Origin of the sequence: Bombilactobacillus bombi, assembly GCF_003522965.1 — a bacterium.
Lineage (GTDB): Bacteria > Bacillota > Bacilli > Lactobacillales > Lactobacillaceae > Bombilactobacillus > Bombilactobacillus bombi.
Window position 1 is genome coordinate 75,108 of sequence record NZ_CP031513.1, and the last position, 17,718, is coordinate 92,825.

Below are 17,718 nucleotides of genomic sequence, written 5' to 3' on the forward strand. Positions count from 1 at the left end.
ATAAAAGTGATTTATCAATGATTGAGGTAGCACGGGCTATTTTGGAACAAAAAGGCGAAGCAATGACTTTTGCTGATATTGTAAATGATATTCAACAATACCTAGATAAGAGTGATCATGAGATTCGTGAACGCTTGCCGCAATTTTATACAGATCTAAATGGCGATGGTGGTTTTATTTCCTTAGGTGAGAATGTTTGGGGACTACGGACTTGGTATCCTTATGATTCTGTGGATGAAGAGGTTAATCATCCAGAAGATGCAGAAGATGTTAAAACCCCACAAATTAAACGTGTCAATGCCTTTTTAGATGACGATGATGATGACGATGATGTCATCGACTATGATGATGATAGTACAGATGTTTTAGATGATGACAGTGATGACGATGATCAAATACCTGATTTATCCAAGTTTTCTAATGCAGAATTAGATTTTGACGATGAAGAAAATACTTTACCCGATGATGATGATTTAGATGACGGCATTGAAGGAGATTTGAGTGAATTTTCTGATGATGACGACGATGATGATGAAGATATTGATGATAAATAAACTGTTCTTTGATAAAAATGTTTGACGATTTTGCTAAATCTTTATACAATGTTATTTGGGCGCTTTATAGTGCGTTTGTAGGCTCTCTATTCTATGCTTGGTTGAATGGAGGCCTTTTTTAATTTATTCAAACTGACCTACGAGTCCACCCAGTAATCTAATAAAAGGAGATATGCGCATGACCAAATATATTTTTGTTACCGGTGGGGTTGTTTCTTCTTTAGGTAAAGGTATTGTAGCCGCTTGTTTGGGACGTTTATTGAAAAACCGCGGTTTAAAAGTTACTTTACAGAAATTTGATCCTTATATTAATGTTGATCCGGGAACAATGAGCCCATACCAACATGGTGAAGTTTTTGTAACCAATGATGGTACAGAGACCGATTTAGATTTAGGGCATTACGAAAGATTTATTGATATTGACCTTAATAAATATTCTAATGTGACAACTGGAAAAATTTATTCGGAAGTTATTCAAAAAGAACGTAAAGGTGAATACAATGGAGCAACGGTCCAGGTAATTCCGCATATCACTAATATGATTAAAGAAAAAATTATGCGTGCTGCAACAACAACTGACTCTGATGTCATTATTACTGAAGTTGGTGGAACTGTTGGCGATATTGAATCTTTGCCATATTTAGAGGCTTTGCGGCAGATGAAAGCTGAAGTGGGAACGGAAAATGTTATCTATATCCATACAACTTTGATTCCGTATCTTAAAGCTGCAGGCGAAATGAAGACTAAGCCAACCCAACATAGTGTGAAAGAATTACGGGGAGTGGGAATTCAGCCTAATATCTTAGTTGTCCGGACGGAAAAGCCAATCTCTCAAAGTATGCGTAATAAAATTGCTTCATTTTGTGACGTAGATCCTGAAGCAGTAATTGAATCTTTAGATGTACCAACGTTATATTCAATTCCACTAAATCTACAAAAGCAGGGTATGGACCAAATTGTTTGTGACTACCTGCATTTACAGACACCACCAGCTGATATGAAAGAATGGAAGCGGCTGGAACAACGGGTCTTAAATTTGAAACATCAAACGACAATTGCTTTGGTAGGTAAATACATTGAATTAAAAGATGCGTATATATCTGTCAATGAAGCTTTGAAGCATGCCGGTTACGCTTATGATACTGATGTGCAAGTTAAACGCATTAGTGCTGAAGATATTACTGCTGATAATGTATCCGCCAAAATGCAAGGAATTGACGGAATTATCGTTCCTGGTGGCTTTGGCACTCGTGGCTTAGAAGGCATGATTCAAACTATCAAGTATGCTCGTGAAAACGACGTGCCATTTTTAGGTGTTTGCCTAGGAATGCAAATGACTTGCGTGGAATTTGCTCGTGATGTGGCTGGTATTAGTGATGCAATTAGTGGAGAAGTTAATCCAAACGCTGAACATAAGATTATTGATTTGATGGCAGATCAAAAGAATATTGAAAATCGTGGCGGTACATTACGTTTAGGTGCTTATCCATGTAAATTAAAAGCTGGTAGTGTTGCTGGTAATGCTTATGATAATCAAAGTGTAATTCAAGAGCGTCATCGCCATCGTTACGAATTCAATAATGAATTTCGCGATACTTTAGGACAGCATGGATTAGTATTTTCGGGAGTTTCTCCAGATAATCGGTTAGTCGAAGTAGTAGAATTACCTCAGAATAAGTTTTTTGTGGGTGTACAGTATCATCCTGAATTCTTATCACGTCCAGATCGTCCAGAGCCGATTTATAAAAAGTTTGTTGGTGCTGCTTGTGGATTAAGTGCTAGTGATATCTGATTTTAGTGTACTTTTACTAGTTTTTATATTATTATTTTAAGAGTAATAGCAATTAAGAAGGGCTGAGAGAAAATATGGCAAAGATGGTTATTCACGGGGGAAAAAGACTTTCTGGATCCGTTACGATCGGCGGTGCGAAAAACAGTACTGTTGCGATTATCCCCGCGGCCATTTTGTCGGATACTCCCGTCGTGCTTGATTCTGTGCCGCAGATTAAAGATGTATACAATTTAATGGATATGCTGGCAGATATGAATGTGAAGTCCAGCTTTCAAGATCATGTTTTAACAATTGATCCTACTAATATTAAGTTGGTGCCACTTCCACATGGTAAAGTAACCAGTTTACGGGCCTCTTATTATTTTATGGGCTCGTTATTAGGACGTTTTGGCAAGGCAGTAGTCGGTTTTCCTGGTGGGGATGACATTGGACCGCGCCCCATTGATCAACATATTAAAGGGTTTAAAGCTTTAGGTGCACAAGTAAAACAGCATGATAATTCAATCGTTATTGAAGCACCAAATGGTTTGCATGGTGCACGCATCTTTTTAGATATGGTATCCGTAGGAGCAACAATAAATATTATTTTGGCAGCTGTTCGAGCCAAAGGGACTACAATTATTGAAAATGCAGCCAAAGAACCCGAAATCATTGATTTGGCAACCTTTTTGAATAATATGGGGGCCAAAATTCGGGGTGTGGGAACTCAGACTATTAGAATTGTTGGTGTACCACATTTAAAATCAACTAACTCACATATTATTATCCCAGATCGCATCGAAGCAGGAACTTATTTATCTTTAGCGGCTGCAGTAGGTGATGGGATTTTAGTTAAAAATATTATTGCAGAACATTTGGATGCTTTTTTAGCTAAATTACAAGAAATGGGTGTTAATCTAGATATTCGTGAAGATAGTATTTTTGTATATCCCAATAGTCAATTAACTGGCGTTAAAGTGAAAACAAGCCCTTATCCAGGGTTTGCTACGGACTTACAGCAACCCTTAACACCTTTGATGTTGTTGGCAGATCGGCAAAGTTTGATTATTGATACAATTTATCCCAAACGTACTCGTCATATCCCGGAACTAATTAAAATGGGAGCGAAGATTCGAGTAATTGACGGACAGATTGTAATTGATCCGACGGAACAGTTGATGGGCACTCAAGTTACTGCGGAAGAAATTCGCGGCGGTGCATCGTTAATGATTGCTGCTTTAATGGCACAAGGAACAACAGTGATTAATCAAGCAGAAAATATTATGCGTGGTTATGATTGCATTATTGATAAATTACATGATTTGCAAGCAGAAGTCAGTTATTCAGGCACAGAATTATTTTAAAGTTAATTGCAACTCATAGTATTTCGTGGTATCATTTTGTAATGTCAGTAAATTTAATCTCTAGATCAGCAGATGATTTAGGGCAAGGAGTGTATATTAAATGAAAAAAGGAATTCATCCAGATTATCACCAAGTTGTATTTATGGATTCTGCAACTGGTAAAAAGTTTTTGGCTGGATCTACTGCTAATTCAAGTGAAACTACCGATTATGAAGGTCAAGAATATCCTTTAATTCGGGTGGAAATCACTTCTGATTCACATCCATTCTATACAGGTAAGCAAAAGTTTACTCAAGCAGATGGTCGAATCGATCGTTTCAACAAGAAGTATGGTTTAACCAACAAATAACTTTTAAAAAAGAACTCTTTGTTATCGACAAAGAGTTCTTTTTGTTTTGGCGAAATATTTGTTATAATATAGCCTGTTTTAAGCTAATAAGCAAAATTAGTTTTTTAGATTAAGGAAGGTAACTTAATGAAGCCATTAGCTAAGTTATTGCATCAAAAGACCTTATTGATTTGTGGTTTAATCTTTATTATACTACTAACCATTCCGGTCATTTTAGGACGTAATCTTGATTATTTGGAAAGTGCTAAAACTAGCATTGTTAAGAAAAAAGCGCCTAAAACTTTGGCATACCACAATCATCCTAAGCAACCAAATCAGCATACTTCATCTTTGCGTGTTCCCATGAATTATTTAAAATCATCAGAAACTAAACCCTATCCGAATTTACAGCAGCACCCCCAGCTTTGGATAAGAGTCTCTCTTAAAAAGCAACGTGTCTACTTAATAGATCAGAATAAAATCTTATATACCATGTATGCTTCAACAGGGATTGAAGATGGCGAACGCAACACTCCTAAAGGGACATATCAAATTGAGTCCGAAAGAGCACCTTATTTTTATAGCCCTGCGATGCATGAGGGCGCTTTTTATGCTGTTTCGTTTTTAAATCACGGCATTTACTTGTTTCATTCGACACCAACGAATCAACAGCAACAATTTTTGCCTGATGTTGCAGCAGATCTTGGCAAAAGACCTTCGTCACATGGCTGTGTTCATCTAACAGTGGCTGATTCCAAATGGGTCTATGATAATATTCCCTATAATACTAAAGTTGTTATTAAGTAATTATCCTTGTTCTTGTTTGGTAACATGGTGCACCCAAATCAAATTAATAAATTCAAGACAAGCAGTAGATAAAAAGACTGCTCCATAGCCCAAGCTACTTGAAATTGTTGAACCTAATAGGGGTCCAGCACAATTGCCTATATATTGAAAACTTTGGTTATAACCAAAAATACGTCCAGAAACCTCATGAGGACTATCCTTAGCTAACAAGGTTTGGACTTGTGGCAGTAAAGCGGCGTCTGATATGCCTACAAAAAAGCGCAAAATAATTAATTGCCAAACGTGGGTAACAGCAGCCTGAGGAATATAAATTAAAGTAGCCAAAATTAATCCAGCTATTAAAACTTTTTTGGTACCGTAACGATCGCCTAAGTCACCAAATTTGGATGATAATAAGGCGGATGGAATCCCTGGCATTGCGGTAACAATTCCACTGATTAAAGCCACTTGACCTGAGTTATGCATCAGTTGTTTAACATAGAGACTAATAATTGGATTAATAGAATTGTTGGCCGTTTGAATAATTAAGGTAGTAACAAACATACCGATTACGACTTGGGGCTGGGAAAGCTTTTGCATTACTTCCCGCAAGGAAGGCTGTTTTTCTTTTGCTACAGGAGTGAAATTTTCTTTAACAAAAAATAAACAAAGGAAAAAGGCTGATAATAATAAACAACCTGTAATTAAAAACGGAATCCGATATCCCCAAATTTGAGCAATAACGCCACCAACTAAAGGACCTAACAACGATCCAGAAACAGTTCCGGTAGTCAATGTTCCTAATGCTTTACCCACGTGTTTATGAGGTGCAGAAGTGGCAATTAAAGTGTTAGAATTACCGATATATCCTGAAAAAATTCCTTGTAAGGCGCGCAAAAATACTAACTGATAAATATTAGTGACTAATGACATTGTGCCAATAACTAATGCCATTCCTAAAGAAGCACGTAAAATCATCAATTTGCGACCTTTGCGATCAGCCAGCTTACCCCAAAAAGGAGAAATAATGGCTGAAACAATAAAAGTAACTGAAAAAGTAATTCCTGACCAAAGTGATATTTGCTGATTATTAAATTGACCGAGAGTATTAATATAAAGCGATAAGAAGGGGGTTACCATACTGAATCCAATTCCTGCGATAAAGTTACCGAATGTTAAAATGTACATATTGCGACGCCAATAATTATCCGTTTGCATGGAACTATCACCTGCTATTCAAAAGTCTTGAAAATAATTATAGCACTATCCATACTTGAAAAAATTTAGTATGCTGAAATAAAAGTAATTTTAGGAGTAATAATTATGCAGATGAATTTAACAGAAATTGCGCAAGCATTAGGGATAGATACTAAACTAATTGTTACTGATTCAATTATCACTAATGTTGTTTTTGATAGTCGTAAAGCAACAGCAGGTTCTTTATTTGTTCCCTTAATTGCTGCGCGTGATGGTCATGATTTTGTCCAGGCTGCTTTTGATAATGGAGCTAGTGCAACTTTATGGCAACAAGATCATCCTGTCCCTGAAACTGTGACTAACAATTACTTAGTAGTTAAAGATACATTAGCTGCCTTACAAAAATTAAGTTATTACTATTTGCATAAAATTAACCCGCAAGTAGTAGCTATTACTGGCAGCAATGGCAAAACAACAACTAAAGATATGACGGCAGCAGTTTTAGCACAAAAATATCAAGTCGTCAAAACTCAAGCTAATCACAATAATGAAATTGGTGTACCCATCACGATATTATCTATGACTGCTGATACCCAAATTTTGGTAGTGGAAATGGGAATGGACCGCGCGGGGCAACTTGCAGCGTTGTCAGCATTGGTGCAACCAGATGTCGCGGTAATTACTATGATTGGGGAAGCTCATATCGAATTTTTTGGTACTCGTGATAAAATTGCTGACGCGAAAATGGAAATCACCCAATCATTAAAAACAACGGGAACTTTCATTTATAACGGCGATGAGCCACTTTTAAGACAGCGAGCTCGTAATATTACACAAAAGCAATTAACCTTTGGTCAATCAGCTCAAAATGATTTGACTATTGCTTCTATCATGCCAGCTAAAAAGCAAACAACATTTAGTACTAATATTGATCCACAACAACAAATAGTGATACCAATGTTAGGAGATTATAATGTTGACAATGCACTAGCGGCTATCTTGGTGGGGCGTTGCTATCAAGTCGAATTTGCTCAAATTAAGACGGCTTTGGAACATTTTCAACCAACTAAAAATCGGACACAGTGGCTTCAAGCTACCAATGGAGCACAAATTTTAAGTGATGTTTACAATGCTAATCCAACAGCAATGATTGACGTAATTAATAACTTTAGCCAAGTACCGACTACTGGACGACGAATTTTAGTTTTAGGAGATATGTTGGAATTAGGACAACAAGCAGCATATTTACATGCCCAAATTGGACAGGCTATTAGTGAAGAAAAAATTGCGGCCGTCTATTTGTATGGTGAATTAATGCAATCTTTAAAAAAGGCTTTAGCTGAACGCTTGCCAGTGTATTACTTTAAAAGTGGTCAAATGGAAGATTTAATAGAAAAATTACAAGAAGATCTGCAACCAACAGATTTAGTTTTACTCAAAGCCAGCAATGGTCTGCATTTGGATCGTGTTTTACAAGCGTTAGTTAAATAATGCATGTTTTAGGATTTTAAAATCTCTAAAATTTGATGTAAAAATCATATTTGTTTAAAAAAACGTGTTTATTGCTTTATCTTAGGTGCAAAAAATGTTAAAGTTAATAACTAGTGAAAGTTTCTGAAAAATAAAAATTGAATTACAAGACGGTTATATTTGAAAGTATTTACACCGGTTTTGTGACAAACTTTCACAAAATCTAGGAGGATATTTTTGAAATTTAACGAACTTAATTTAGATGATAGTCTGCTTTCAGCAGTAACTGACGCAGGCTTTAGTGAAGCAACACCAATTCAAGCCCAGACAATTCCGTTAGTATTGTCGGGTGTAGATGTGATTGGACAAGCCCAAACAGGTACAGGGAAAACTGCCTCATTTGGTTTACCGATATTACAAGAAATTGATGTCCAAAATCCCAATATTCAAGCCTTAATTATTTCACCCACACGTGAATTAGCTGTACAAACACAAGAAGAATTACAGCGATTAGGTAAATATCGGCATTCAAAAGTTATTGCAGTTTATGGTGGTTCTGATATTCGCCGGCAGATTAAACAGTTGCATGCGCATCCGCAAGTGGTTGTGGGAACTCCCGGACGTTTATTAGATCATATTAAGCGCCATACTTTAAAATTGGAACATGTTCAAAAGGTAGTTTTGGATGAAGCTGATGAAATGTTGGATATGGGATTTGTAGAAGACATTGAAAGCATTCTAGAAAATGTGCCTTCAGAACATCAGACTTTACTTTATTCAGCAACAATGCCTAAGCCAATCATGCGGATTGCAGAGAAATTTATGCATGAACCCAAGATTGTTAAAATAAAATCTAAAGAATTAACAGCTGATAAGATTGAACAGTATATGGTTCGTTCCAAAGAATATGAAAAGTTTAATACCATGACACGGTTATTTGATGTTCAAAAGCCTGAATTAGCCTTGATTTTTGGCCGTACTAAGCGACGAGTTGATGAATTAACACGTGGTTTAAAGGCACGCGGATATAACGCTGAAGGCATTCATGGAGATTTGTCTCAGCAAAAACGGATGAGTGTTTTACATCAATTCAAAACAGGAAAATTAACCTATTTGGTTGCTACTGATGTAGCTGCACGTGGTTTAGACATATCTGGGGTTAGTCATGTTTATAATTATGATATTCCTCAAGATCCTGATAGTTATGTTCATCGGATTGGGAGAACAGGACGTGCAGGCCATTCAGGTGTTTCTGTAACGTTTGTTTCACCTAATGAAATGAGTTATTTGCGGGGAATTGAACAACTAACTAATGTGCGGATGTTGCCACTAAAACCTCCAACTGATGCTGAGGCTTTAACTGGACAATTAGAAGCTGCTAAACAAGAAATTGCACAACAAGCTACTAATAACAAGCTAGATAAATTTGCCCCAGCAGCACAAGAATTATTGGAAGAATATGATCCTTTAGTGTTAGCACAATTGTTGTTAAAGAATTTAAGTAAGGATCCTGAGGCGATTCCAGTAAAAATTACTCCAGAACGTCCGTTGCCAAGTAGACATTCTCGGGGCGATAATCGTTCTAATCGCGGTCATGGTCGCGGTGGACATCACAATTATCGTTCAGATCGTCGTGGTGGCAACAATCGCAATAGCAATCATGGTGCTAGTCGAGATAATTCACATGGACGTGCAAATCATTCTACTCAACGTCGGCGTCGAAATTATACTGTTCGAACCAAAGATTAAGAATTTGTGATATTATAAAACGTAGTTGGAGTTTCTAAACTTCAACGACGTTTTTGTTTGGAGCAAAAATCATGATTCAAGGATTAGGTATAGATATTACAGAAATTGAGCGGGTGTGGCAGGCTTCTTTGCGGACCAAAGGCTTTATTCAGCGAGTTTTAACGCCAGCTGAGATAACAGTTTATAACCAATATACTGGTCAACGTCAAAAAGAATTTTTAGCAGGACGTTTTTCTGCCAAGGAAGCTTTTAGTAAAGCGATAGGAACCGGAATTGGCAAAGTGAAATTCCAGGATTTGACTGTTTTAAATGATGAACAAGGTCAGCCATACATTGAACAACAGCTGTATTCGGGAAAAGTCTTAATTTCGATTTCACATACTGCTGATTACGTGTTGACAGAAGTTATTCTCGAGAAAAGAGCAGATTAGTTATGAAACCAGCAATTCATCGGCCAACGCAGATTATTGTTGACCGGCAAGCCATTAAAAATAATTTTTTGCATGAACGTCAATTGCTCAATGATGAGACAGCTATTTTTGCAGTTGTAAAGGCTAATGCTTATGGTCATGGTGCAGTTGCAGTTGCTCAAACAGTTAGTGAAGTAGGCGTTGATGGGTTTTGTGTTGCCACTTTAGATGAAGCGCTCGAATTAAGACAGGCTGGTTTGCAAGAGACCATTTTGGTTTTGGGAGTTACTCCAGTGCAACAAGCTGAACTAGCTGCACAAATGAATATTTCATTGACAGTTGCGACTTTAGAGTGGTTACAACAAGCAATAGAATTGTTAACCCAGCCCTTAAAAATTCATTTAGCTTTGGATACGGGGATGGGACGGATTGGTTTTACTCAGCATGATGCGGTTGTTAGTGCTTGTGAATTTATCCAACAACAAGAGTTAATAATTCCAGAAGGGATTTTTACACATTTTGCAACTGCTGATGAAGCAGATACAAAGTATTTCCATCAGCAAGTACAAAAATTTAAGCAATTAACTACGAATTTGCCATTAAAATTTAAATATGTGCACTGTGCTAATTCTGCTACTTCCTTATGGCATTTAGATTGCCAGAGCAATATGATTCGTTTCGGTATTGCGCTTTATGGTTTAAATCCGTCAGGGACAGCTTTAACTGCTCCGTATGAACTACAACCAGCCTTAACTTTACAAACCGAAATTGTGCATATTAAAAAAGTTCCAGCTGGTCAAAGTATCAGTTATGGTGCAACTTATACTTCTTCTGAACCGGAAACTATCGCCACTTTACCAATTGGATATGCAGACGGATGGCTGAGGAGAATGAGTGGCAGTTCTGTGATTGTGGCGGGTCAATTATGCCCTATCGTTGGACGTGTTTGTATGGATCAGATGATGATAAAAGTTCCCAAAATGTATCCGCTGGGAACTAAAGTGACTTTGATTGGTACAGACCAACAAACAAATTTAAGTGTGGAAACAGCTGCTGAGTTTTGTGATACTATCAACTATGAAATCATTTGCAATTTATCCGATCGAATTGTGCGAAAGTACGTGAATTAATCCCTCATTGATGTTATATTAATGGTGAAACTACCTGGAGGGGGAATTAACCATGGCCGAAGCACAAAAAATGTTTTCAGTACGTTTAGATGCTGATGTTGTTGATCGGTTGCAAAAGTATAGTGATGAAAATGCTTGTGATGTTAATTGGGTAATTGATGAAGCATTGTTGAACTTTTTTCAACGTGAAGGTAACTTTGCTGCTCAATTAATCCATGGTTATTTGGATATGGCAGATATCAACGAAGAGTTGAGTGATGCTTTTTCAATTTGTGAACAGGAGGCTGACAGACGAAGTAGTGGTTACATTAATTAAACGCGGCGATGTATTTTATGCTGATTTATCACCAGTAGTTGGATCAGAGCAAGGTGGTATGCGTCCCGTGTTAGTCATACAAAATAATATTGGTAACAAATACAGTCCAACAACTATTGTTGCAGCTATTACTGGCCGCATTCAAAAACCTAAAATGCCAACGCATGTGGGAATTACTACTGCTGATGGATTTAGCAAGGATTCTGTTATTTTAACAGAACAAATTCGAACAATTGATAAGCAGCGTTTAAAGGAAAAAGTCACCACTTTGTCGGCAGCTAAAATGCATGATGTTGATAAAGCTTTAAAAGTAAGTATCCATCTTTAATATATAATAAAAGTGACCTAAAACAGTCTTTGTTTAGGTCACTTTTTGGTTTAGAGATATTATTCTGGAATTTGATCTAAGATAGTTTGTTTTTGTAAATCATCAATTTCTGATACGCGATAATTATTTTGTTCTAATTCTTTCACAATTAGCTGTAATTGCTCAGTAGTTACATTGGGCTGTAAAGTAAACAAATTACGACGTACCAAAGCATTTTTACGGGCATCCAGCGTTAGGCAACCAGCAATGCTCACTTCTTTGCTAATAATATTGGACATTTCAGCTAGTTCGCCTTTTTGTCCCGAAGAAATAACCGTTAAAACATAGCTGCCAGTATGCACATTCCAAGCTTCTGAAAGCATATTTAACAATTTTGTATGAGTTAAAATACCATAAAAATGACTATTTTCATCGAGCACAGCAATATAAGGAAGATCTTTAATATTAAAGAACACTTTAAAGAAGGGGGCGTTGATAGGAATAGTTTTAGTAGCATTTTTCAAAAGATAAGTTACCGGTAAATTTAAATCACCACCACGGGATTTATGGCGGTAAATATGCATTTTGTAAATATTTCCCCGAAAAATAGTTCCAGTTTCATCAAGTATTGGTACACAGCGAAAACCAGTTTCTTCAAGAATATCTAGCGCTTGTTGGAGGGTAACTGATTCTTTAACAGTAGTTAAAAAACGTTTTTTCATTACTAAAGATTTAATTAGCATTGGCTTTACCTCATTGTATATTCTTAGAAAATCATATCATAAATACTCTAGCTATGTGAAGTTTTAGTTTAAAATAATTAATTATTTTTAATTATTAGCTGTTTATTTAAAATGAAAAACTCAATTACTGGTAAAATTGCATAAATCTATTTAAAAAAGCTGAGACAAAATCTTGTCCCAGCTTTTTAGATTAAACACAAGTAAAATTATTCAATACCAGTTGCTTTGAAACCATCGCGAGCAACTTTTTCTAATTGAGCAGCTGAATTAGCCATTTTAGCTTTTTCATCATCATTTAATGGAACTTCCAAAATTTGACGAACACCGTTGCGATTGACAATTGTTGGAGAACTAATGTATAAATCGTTAACACCGTATTGGCCATCCATATAAACAGATAATGGCAAGATCGCATTTTCATCTTTTAAGATAGCTTTGCAAATCCGAGCGGCAGCAGTAGCAACACCATAATAAGTAGCACCTTTAGTGTTGATAATTTCATAAGCAGCATTAACTACTGTATCGTTAATTTCTTGTAATTTTTCATCAGTTAGTTCTGGATGGATTTTTTGTAATTCAGCCATTGTTAAACCGCCAACTGTTAAATGTGACCAAGCAGCAAACTCACTGTCACCATGTTCACCTAACATATATCCATGTACAGAACGAGGATCAAGGTCTAATTCTTGACCAACAAATTTTTGTAAACGTGAAGTATCTAGAGAAGTTCCGGAACCGATAACTCTTTCTTTTGGAAAACCAGATAACTTCCAAGTACCATAAGTCAAGATATCAACAGGGTTAGCAACAACTAAGAAAATACCATTAAATCCAGATTCAACAATCGGATTAACAATGGATTTTAAAATGTTAAGATTTTTGTTAACTAAGTCTAAACGTGTTTCACCAGGTTTTTGTGGAGCACCAGCGGTAATAACAACAATATCAGCATCTTTAGCGTCACTGTATTCAGCGGAATAAATATGTGTTGGATAAGTAACAGGGGTAGCATCTGCTAAATCTAGCGCGTCACCACGTGTTTTATCCTTAACAACATCGACAATACCAATTTCATTTGCTACGCCTTGTAAAGTCATTGCATAAGCAAATGATGAGCCAACAGCGCCATCACCAACTAAAATAACTTTAGTATGATTCTTATCAGTAATACTTGACATAAATATTACTCCCTTCAAATTATAAAAATCCTTTGTACAAGTTTATTTTATCATAAATTTCACTAATATAATAATGAAAACGCTGTTATTTTTTGCAAATTTAAATGCTGTTTGCAAAAGTCTTCACATTAAAAACCAGAGTTAGAAAATTTTATAACAATCAATATGTGTTATAATCGGTAAGCATCAATTGGTGTTTTTAATTTGCTAGTTAGCTTTTATATCATAATGTAATGATATAAAAGTTGCTTTTTTGTGTTTTTAGATAGTTTTTTTAAAGTAAGAACAAGTATAATTACTGTATTTGATAAATTAGGATGATGAAAATGAAAGCAATTTTTGGATTAGGTAATCCCGGTCAAAGTTATGATCAAACCAAGCATAATATGGGCTTTATGACAATTGATAAGTTGGCTGAATATTATCAAGTTAGTTTAACTAAAAATGAATTTTCAGCGATTGATGTACGCTTTAAATACCAAGGAGAAACGATTTATTTAGTTAAACCGCTTACTTTTATGAATAATTCAGGTTATGCAGTAAAATTATTAATGGGCTATTATCAAATTTTGCCCGCGGAAATTTTGATTATTCAAGATGATTTGGATTTACCAATTGGCAAAGTACGTTTACGTCAAAAGGGCTCAGCTGGTGGACACAATGGAATTAAAAGTATTATTGCTTCAACTGGTACTAATGAATTTAAACGAGTAAAAATTGGCATTGGTCATCCAGCACGCAAGCAGGTTGTTAACTGGGTGTTGACACCTTTTACTAAAGAAGAGCAGCCCTTGGCTTTAGCAGGCATTGATCAAGCAGCAGCAGCAATTGAAAATTGGGTTGAAAACAATAATTTTGAACAAACTATGAATCAATTCAATTAATGAGGAGGACAAATTGCAATTAATTGATTGTTTAAACCAAAATAAGCAAATACAAGATTTTATTAAGCAGTTAGCTCCCCAAACGCAGCAAATGCTCACTGGATTAACTGGCTCTGCTAAAACTTTATTTTTAGTAAATTTAATAAATGAAAGGCAACAACCGCTTTTAGTTGTCGAACCTGATTCATATCATGCCAGTCAATTAGCAGATGATTTAGGGCAATTATTACCTAGTAATCAAGTGCAGTTATTTTTGTTAGAGGCTTCTATTGCTACACAAATTGCCATTAGTTCACCCGAATCACTAAGTCAAAGATTGAGTGCGCTGGATTTTTTGCGTGAACAAAAGCCAGGAGTTGTCATTACTTCTATTGCAGGTTTGGAGTATGTTTTGCCCCCTATGGAGACTTTCACCAATAGTCACTTACACTTCAAGGTTGGTCAAGAAATGCAATTAGAGCAATTACCTGATCAGTTGATTTCGATGGGTTATCGGCGGGATTCATTAGTTTCTAGTCCAGGAGAATTTGCAATTCGAGGAGATATCTTTGATATTTATCCTTTAACACGGGATCAACCATTGCGGATAGAATTTTTTGGCGATGAAATAGATGCCATTCATGAATTTGATTCAGAAACTCAACGAAGTCAAGCAACTATTGACGAAATAACTTTGAGTCCTGCTAGTGATCAAATTGTTAGCTCCGAGCGATTGCATCTAGTAGGACAACAAGTTCAGCAAGCACTAGCAGAGCACATAAAAAAAGTTAAAGATCAACAAATTATTAAGAATTTGCAAGAAAATTATCAAGCTGATCTTGATAGTTTATTAGCCGGTCAACGAGTAGATAATTTAGGTGCCTATACGGATTTTTTGTATGAAAAACCCGCCAAATTAACTGATTATTTGAGTAAGACAGGGTTTGTAATTTTTGATGACTACGATCGAATTCAAGAACAAGATCGAACTAATGATGAAGAAAATGCGGCCTGGTTTAGTGGCCAATTTGAAGCAGGAAAGCTTTTGCCTAATTTGAGTTTTCGTTGGACATTTACGCAATCACTAGCAGCGATTGTTCAAGGTAAGGTATTCTTATCTTTATTCCAACGTAGTCGCGGACATTTACGTTTGGAACAGTTAGTTAATATCACCAGCCGTTCGGTACAGCAATTTTTTAGTAATTTACCGCTTTTAAAAACTGAAATTGAACGTTGGCAAAAACAACAAACAACAGTCATTCTTTTAATTAGTGCTGCAGCACGCCTACAAAAAATGCAACAAACTTTAGCTGATTTTGGAATTGAAGCCCTGACTACTACACTAGATGATATTAAAATGGGACAGACACAATTAGTTGCGGGTGGCTTGCATACTGGCTTTGAATTAGCTGATGAGCGCGTAGTAGTAATTACGGAAAAAGAGCTATTTAATAAGCAACCTAAACGGCATCATCATCGAGCAAATATGAGTAATGCTGAGCGTCTCAAAAGTTATACCGATTTAAAACCGGGCGATTATGTGGTTCATGTCAATCATGGGATTGGTAAGTTTTTAGGTATTCAAACGTTAGAAGTTGATGGCAAACATCAGGATTATATTACGATTGAATATCGCGACCAAGGGCAGCTTTTTATTCCAGTGACTCAGCTAAATATGGTGCAAAAATATGTCTCAGCGCAAGGCAAAGCTCCCAAATTAAATAAACTAGGTGGTACTGAATGGCATAAAACCAAGCAACGTGTTCAAAAAAATATTGAAGATATTGCTGATGAATTAATTCAATTGTATGCAAAACGTGAATCTGAGGAAGGTTATGCTTTTTCAGCAGATGATGACTTACAAAATCAATTTGATGCTCAATTTCCTTATGTGGAAACACCGGATCAATTACGAAGTATTGCTGAAGTGAAGCGCGATATGGAAAGTCCCCACCCTATGGATAGATTGTTAGTAGGCGATGTTGGCTTTGGCAAGACGGAAGTAGCTTTAAGAGCAGCCTTTAAGGCCATTAATGATGGCAAACAAGTAGCTTTTTTAGTACCTACAACAATTTTGGCACAACAACATTTTCAAACGATGCAAGAACGTTTTGCTGATTTTCCAGTAGAAACAGCTATTTTAACTCGCTTTCAAACGCCAGCTCAGCAGCGAGAAATCAAAAAGAATTTAGCTGAAGGCAAAATCGATATAGTTGTTGGTACCCATCGCTTGTTATCTAAAGATGTTAAATTTTTGGATTTAGGATTGTTAATTGTCGACGAAGAGCAGCGTTTTGGAGTAAAACACAAGGAGCGTTTAAAACAATTAAAATCACAAATTGATGTACTGACACTGACAGCAACACCAATCCCAAGAACTTTAAATATGTCCATGATGGGTGTGCGTGATTTGTCAGTTATTGAAACAGCTCCACCCAATCGTTATCCGATTCAAACATTTGTTATGGAGCAAAATTATGATGTAGTTCGCAGTGCGATTGAACGGGAATTAAATCGCGGTGGCCAAGTATTTTACTTGCATAATCGTGTTGAAGATATTGAACAAACTGCTAATTTATTAGCAACGTTAGCTCCTGATGCACATATTGCAGTAGCACACGGTAAAATGACGCAAGCACAACTAGAAGGTGTAATGACGGACTTCTTAAATGGCGATTATGATGTATTGGTTACTACAACGATTATTGAAACGGGAGTGGATATCTCTAATGCTAATACTTTAATTATCGAGAATGCAGATCGCTACGGTTTATCACAGTTGTATCAATTGCGTGGCCGGGTTGGGCGTTCAAGTAGAGTAGCGTACGCCTATTTTATGTATCAAAAAGACAAAACCTTAAGTGAAGTTGGAGAAAAACGCTTAGAAGCAGTCAAAAACTTTACAGAATTAGGTTCTGGCTTTAAGATTGCTATGCGAGATTTAGCGATTCGTGGTGCTGGTAATCTTTTAGGCAAACAACAACACGGCTTTATCGATTCTGTGGGATATGATTTGTATACGCAGATGCTTTCAGAAGCCGTTGCGAAAAAACGAGGACAAAATCAACAGGCGCAACAAACAGATGCTCAGCTTCAATTAGATTTAGAGGCATATATTCCAACTAATTATATTGCTGATGAACGGCAAAAGATTGAAATGTACAAACGCATGCGACAAGCTAAATCGGTAGCTGAAGTAGCTGATTTAAAACAGGAGTTAATTGATCGCTTTGGTAAATATCCACTAGAAGTAGCTAATTTATTAAAAGTAACCCGCTTAAAATTATTAGCAGATGCTGCATTAATTGATAAAATTAAGCAGCAAGATGAGCAAATTATACTGACCTTTAGTCAAGCGGCCAATCAATATTTAAGTGGTGAGCGTATTTTTAAGGATTTGGCTTTAACTTCGATGAAGGCTAAAGTAGCTAATGAGCATGATTATTTTGTGATTACTTTGGATATTGCCAAACATCCCGATTATTGGAAACAATTGGAACTATTATTACAACACTGGAATCAGACACTTGAGCCTGTAACTGAAAAATAAAA

General features: G+C 36.3%; 16 protein-coding genes. 13 read left to right on the top strand and 3 right to left on the bottom strand.

The window, feature by feature from the left end; translation table 11 throughout:
- Nucleotides 1–17 precede the first annotated feature (17 nt).
- From rpoE to DS830_RS00340, 5 genes are all read left to right on the top strand, one after another.
- Nucleotides 18–554 (top strand): DNA-directed RNA polymerase subunit delta, encoded by a 537-nt coding sequence (gene rpoE / locus DS830_RS00320; protein ID WP_118909068.1) that lies wholly within the window; start codon nucleotides 18–20, stop codon nucleotides 552–554.
- Between the two features lie 178 nt (nucleotides 555–732).
- Nucleotides 733–2,346 carry a CTP synthase gene (locus tag DS830_RS00325; RefSeq protein WP_118907884.1) on the top strand — a complete coding sequence of 538 codons (1,614 nt, stop codon included), beginning with the start codon at nucleotides 733–735 and terminating at the stop codon, nucleotides 2,344–2,346.
- Nucleotides 2,347–2,420: 74 nt separating this feature from the next.
- Nucleotides 2,421–3,689 (top strand): UDP-N-acetylglucosamine 1-carboxyvinyltransferase, encoded by a 1,269-nt coding sequence (locus tag DS830_RS00330; protein WP_118899552.1) that lies wholly within the window; start codon nucleotides 2,421–2,423, stop codon nucleotides 3,687–3,689.
- A gap of 100 nt (nucleotides 3,690–3,789) precedes the next feature.
- Nucleotides 3,790–4,038, top strand: coding sequence for a type B 50S ribosomal protein L31 (locus DS830_RS00335; protein WP_118899550.1), 249 nt, complete (start codon nucleotides 3,790–3,792; stop codon nucleotides 4,036–4,038).
- A 126-nt stretch (nucleotides 4,039–4,164) separates the two neighbouring features.
- Entirely contained in the window at nucleotides 4,165–4,824 is a 660-nt protein-coding gene (locus tag DS830_RS00340; RefSeq protein WP_118907885.1) for a L,D-transpeptidase, read from the top strand.
- On the opposite strand, the gene DS830_RS00345 is transcribed toward DS830_RS00340, so the two are convergent.
- Nucleotides 4,825–6,021 carry a multidrug efflux MFS transporter gene (locus tag DS830_RS00345; protein ID WP_118907886.1) on the bottom strand — a complete coding sequence of 399 codons (1,197 nt, stop codon included), beginning with the start codon at nucleotides 6,019–6,021 and terminating at the stop codon, nucleotides 4,825–4,827.
- A 105-nt stretch (nucleotides 6,022–6,126) separates the two neighbouring features.
- Here DS830_RS00345 and DS830_RS00350 point away from each other — a divergent pair, with 105 nt between their 5' ends.
- The 6 genes from DS830_RS00350 (at nucleotide 6,127) to DS830_RS00375 (ending at nucleotide 11,403) form a co-directional block, all read left to right on the top strand.
- Entirely contained in the window at nucleotides 6,127–7,491 is a 1,365-nt protein-coding gene (locus tag DS830_RS00350; protein ID WP_118907887.1) for a UDP-N-acetylmuramoyl-tripeptide--D-alanyl-D-alanine ligase, read from the top strand.
- Nucleotides 7,492–7,707: 216 nt separating this feature from the next.
- Complete coding sequence (gene cshA / locus DS830_RS00355) at nucleotides 7,708–9,219, top strand: degradosome RNA helicase CshA (RefSeq protein WP_118907888.1); 1,512 nt, start codon at nucleotides 7,708–7,710, stop codon at nucleotides 9,217–9,219.
- 71 nt (nucleotides 9,220–9,290) lie between these two features.
- Nucleotides 9,291–9,650 carry a holo-ACP synthase gene (gene acpS, locus DS830_RS00360; RefSeq protein ID WP_118899542.1) on the top strand — a complete coding sequence of 120 codons (360 nt, stop codon included), beginning with the start codon at nucleotides 9,291–9,293 and terminating at the stop codon, nucleotides 9,648–9,650.
- Nucleotides 9,651–9,652: 2 nt separating this feature from the next.
- On the top strand, nucleotides 9,653–10,759 hold the full coding sequence (gene alr, locus DS830_RS00365) for an alanine racemase (protein ID WP_118907889.1): 1,107 nt from the start codon (nucleotides 9,653–9,655) through the stop codon (nucleotides 10,757–10,759).
- Between the two features lie 52 nt (nucleotides 10,760–10,811).
- Nucleotides 10,812–11,075 (top strand): ribbon-helix-helix domain-containing protein, encoded by a 264-nt coding sequence (locus DS830_RS00370; RefSeq protein WP_118899538.1) that lies wholly within the window; start codon nucleotides 10,812–10,814, stop codon nucleotides 11,073–11,075.
- Complete coding sequence (locus DS830_RS00375) at nucleotides 11,017–11,403, top strand: type II toxin-antitoxin system PemK/MazF family toxin (RefSeq protein WP_118907890.1); 387 nt, start codon at nucleotides 11,017–11,019, stop codon at nucleotides 11,401–11,403. Before DS830_RS00370 ends, DS830_RS00375 begins: the two co-directional genes overlap by 59 nt.
- Nucleotides 11,404–11,462: 59 nt before the next feature.
- Here DS830_RS00375 and cbpA read toward each other — a convergent pair whose 3' ends face one another.
- Nucleotides 11,463–12,125, bottom strand: coding sequence for a cyclic di-AMP binding protein CbpA (cbpA, locus tag DS830_RS00380; RefSeq protein WP_118899535.1), 663 nt, complete (start codon nucleotides 12,123–12,125; stop codon nucleotides 11,463–11,465).
- A 206-nt stretch (nucleotides 12,126–12,331) separates the two neighbouring features.
- Nucleotides 12,332–13,303, bottom strand: coding sequence for an L-lactate dehydrogenase (locus DS830_RS00385; RefSeq protein ID WP_118907891.1), 972 nt, complete (start codon nucleotides 13,301–13,303; stop codon nucleotides 12,332–12,334).
- Nucleotides 13,304–13,629: 326 nt separating this feature from the next.
- On the opposite strand from DS830_RS00385, the gene pth reads away from it, so the two are divergent.
- Complete coding sequence (pth, locus tag DS830_RS00390; protein ID WP_118907892.1) at nucleotides 13,630–14,187, top strand: aminoacyl-tRNA hydrolase; 558 nt, start codon at nucleotides 13,630–13,632, stop codon at nucleotides 14,185–14,187.
- A gap of 13 nt (nucleotides 14,188–14,200) precedes the next feature.
- Nucleotides 14,201–17,716, top strand: a complete 3,516-nt coding sequence (mfd, locus tag DS830_RS00395) for a transcription-repair coupling factor (protein WP_162887459.1) — start codon at nucleotides 14,201–14,203, stop codon at nucleotides 17,714–17,716.
- Nucleotides 17,717–17,718: the final 2 nt, after the last annotated feature.

Coding starts and splice junctions, on each gene's coding strand:
- acpS (WP_118899542.1), top strand. CDS start 9,291: ATGATTCAAGGATTAGGTATAGATATTACAGAAATTGAGCGGGTGTGG.
- cbpA (WP_118899535.1), bottom strand. CDS start 12,125: ATGCTAATTAAATCTTTAGTAATGAAAAAACGTTTTTTAACTACTGTT.
- DS830_RS00385 (WP_118907891.1), bottom strand. CDS start 13,303: ATGTCAAGTATTACTGATAAGAATCATACTAAAGTTATTTTAGTTGGT.
- alr (WP_118907889.1), top strand. CDS start 9,653: ATGAAACCAGCAATTCATCGGCCAACGCAGATTATTGTTGACCGGCAA.
- DS830_RS00345 (WP_118907886.1), bottom strand. CDS start 6,021: ATGCAAACGGATAATTATTGGCGTCGCAATATGTACATTTTAACATTC.
- DS830_RS00350 (WP_118907887.1), top strand. CDS start 6,127: ATGCAGATGAATTTAACAGAAATTGCGCAAGCATTAGGGATAGATACT.
- DS830_RS00335 (WP_118899550.1), top strand. CDS start 3,790: ATGAAAAAAGGAATTCATCCAGATTATCACCAAGTTGTATTTATGGAT.
- DS830_RS00330 (WP_118899552.1), top strand. CDS start 2,421: ATGGCAAAGATGGTTATTCACGGGGGAAAAAGACTTTCTGGATCCGTT.
- DS830_RS00325 (WP_118907884.1), top strand. CDS start 733: ATGACCAAATATATTTTTGTTACCGGTGGGGTTGTTTCTTCTTTAGGT.
- DS830_RS00375 (WP_118907890.1), top strand. CDS start 11,017: ATGCTTTTTCAATTTGTGAACAGGAGGCTGACAGACGAAGTAGTGGTT.
- rpoE (WP_118909068.1), top strand. CDS start 18: ATGATTGAGGTAGCACGGGCTATTTTGGAACAAAAAGGCGAAGCAATG.
- DS830_RS00340 (WP_118907885.1), top strand. CDS start 4,165: ATGAAGCCATTAGCTAAGTTATTGCATCAAAAGACCTTATTGATTTGT.
- DS830_RS00370 (WP_118899538.1), top strand. CDS start 10,812: ATGGCCGAAGCACAAAAAATGTTTTCAGTACGTTTAGATGCTGATGTT.
- pth (WP_118907892.1), top strand. CDS start 13,630: ATGAAAGCAATTTTTGGATTAGGTAATCCCGGTCAAAGTTATGATCAA.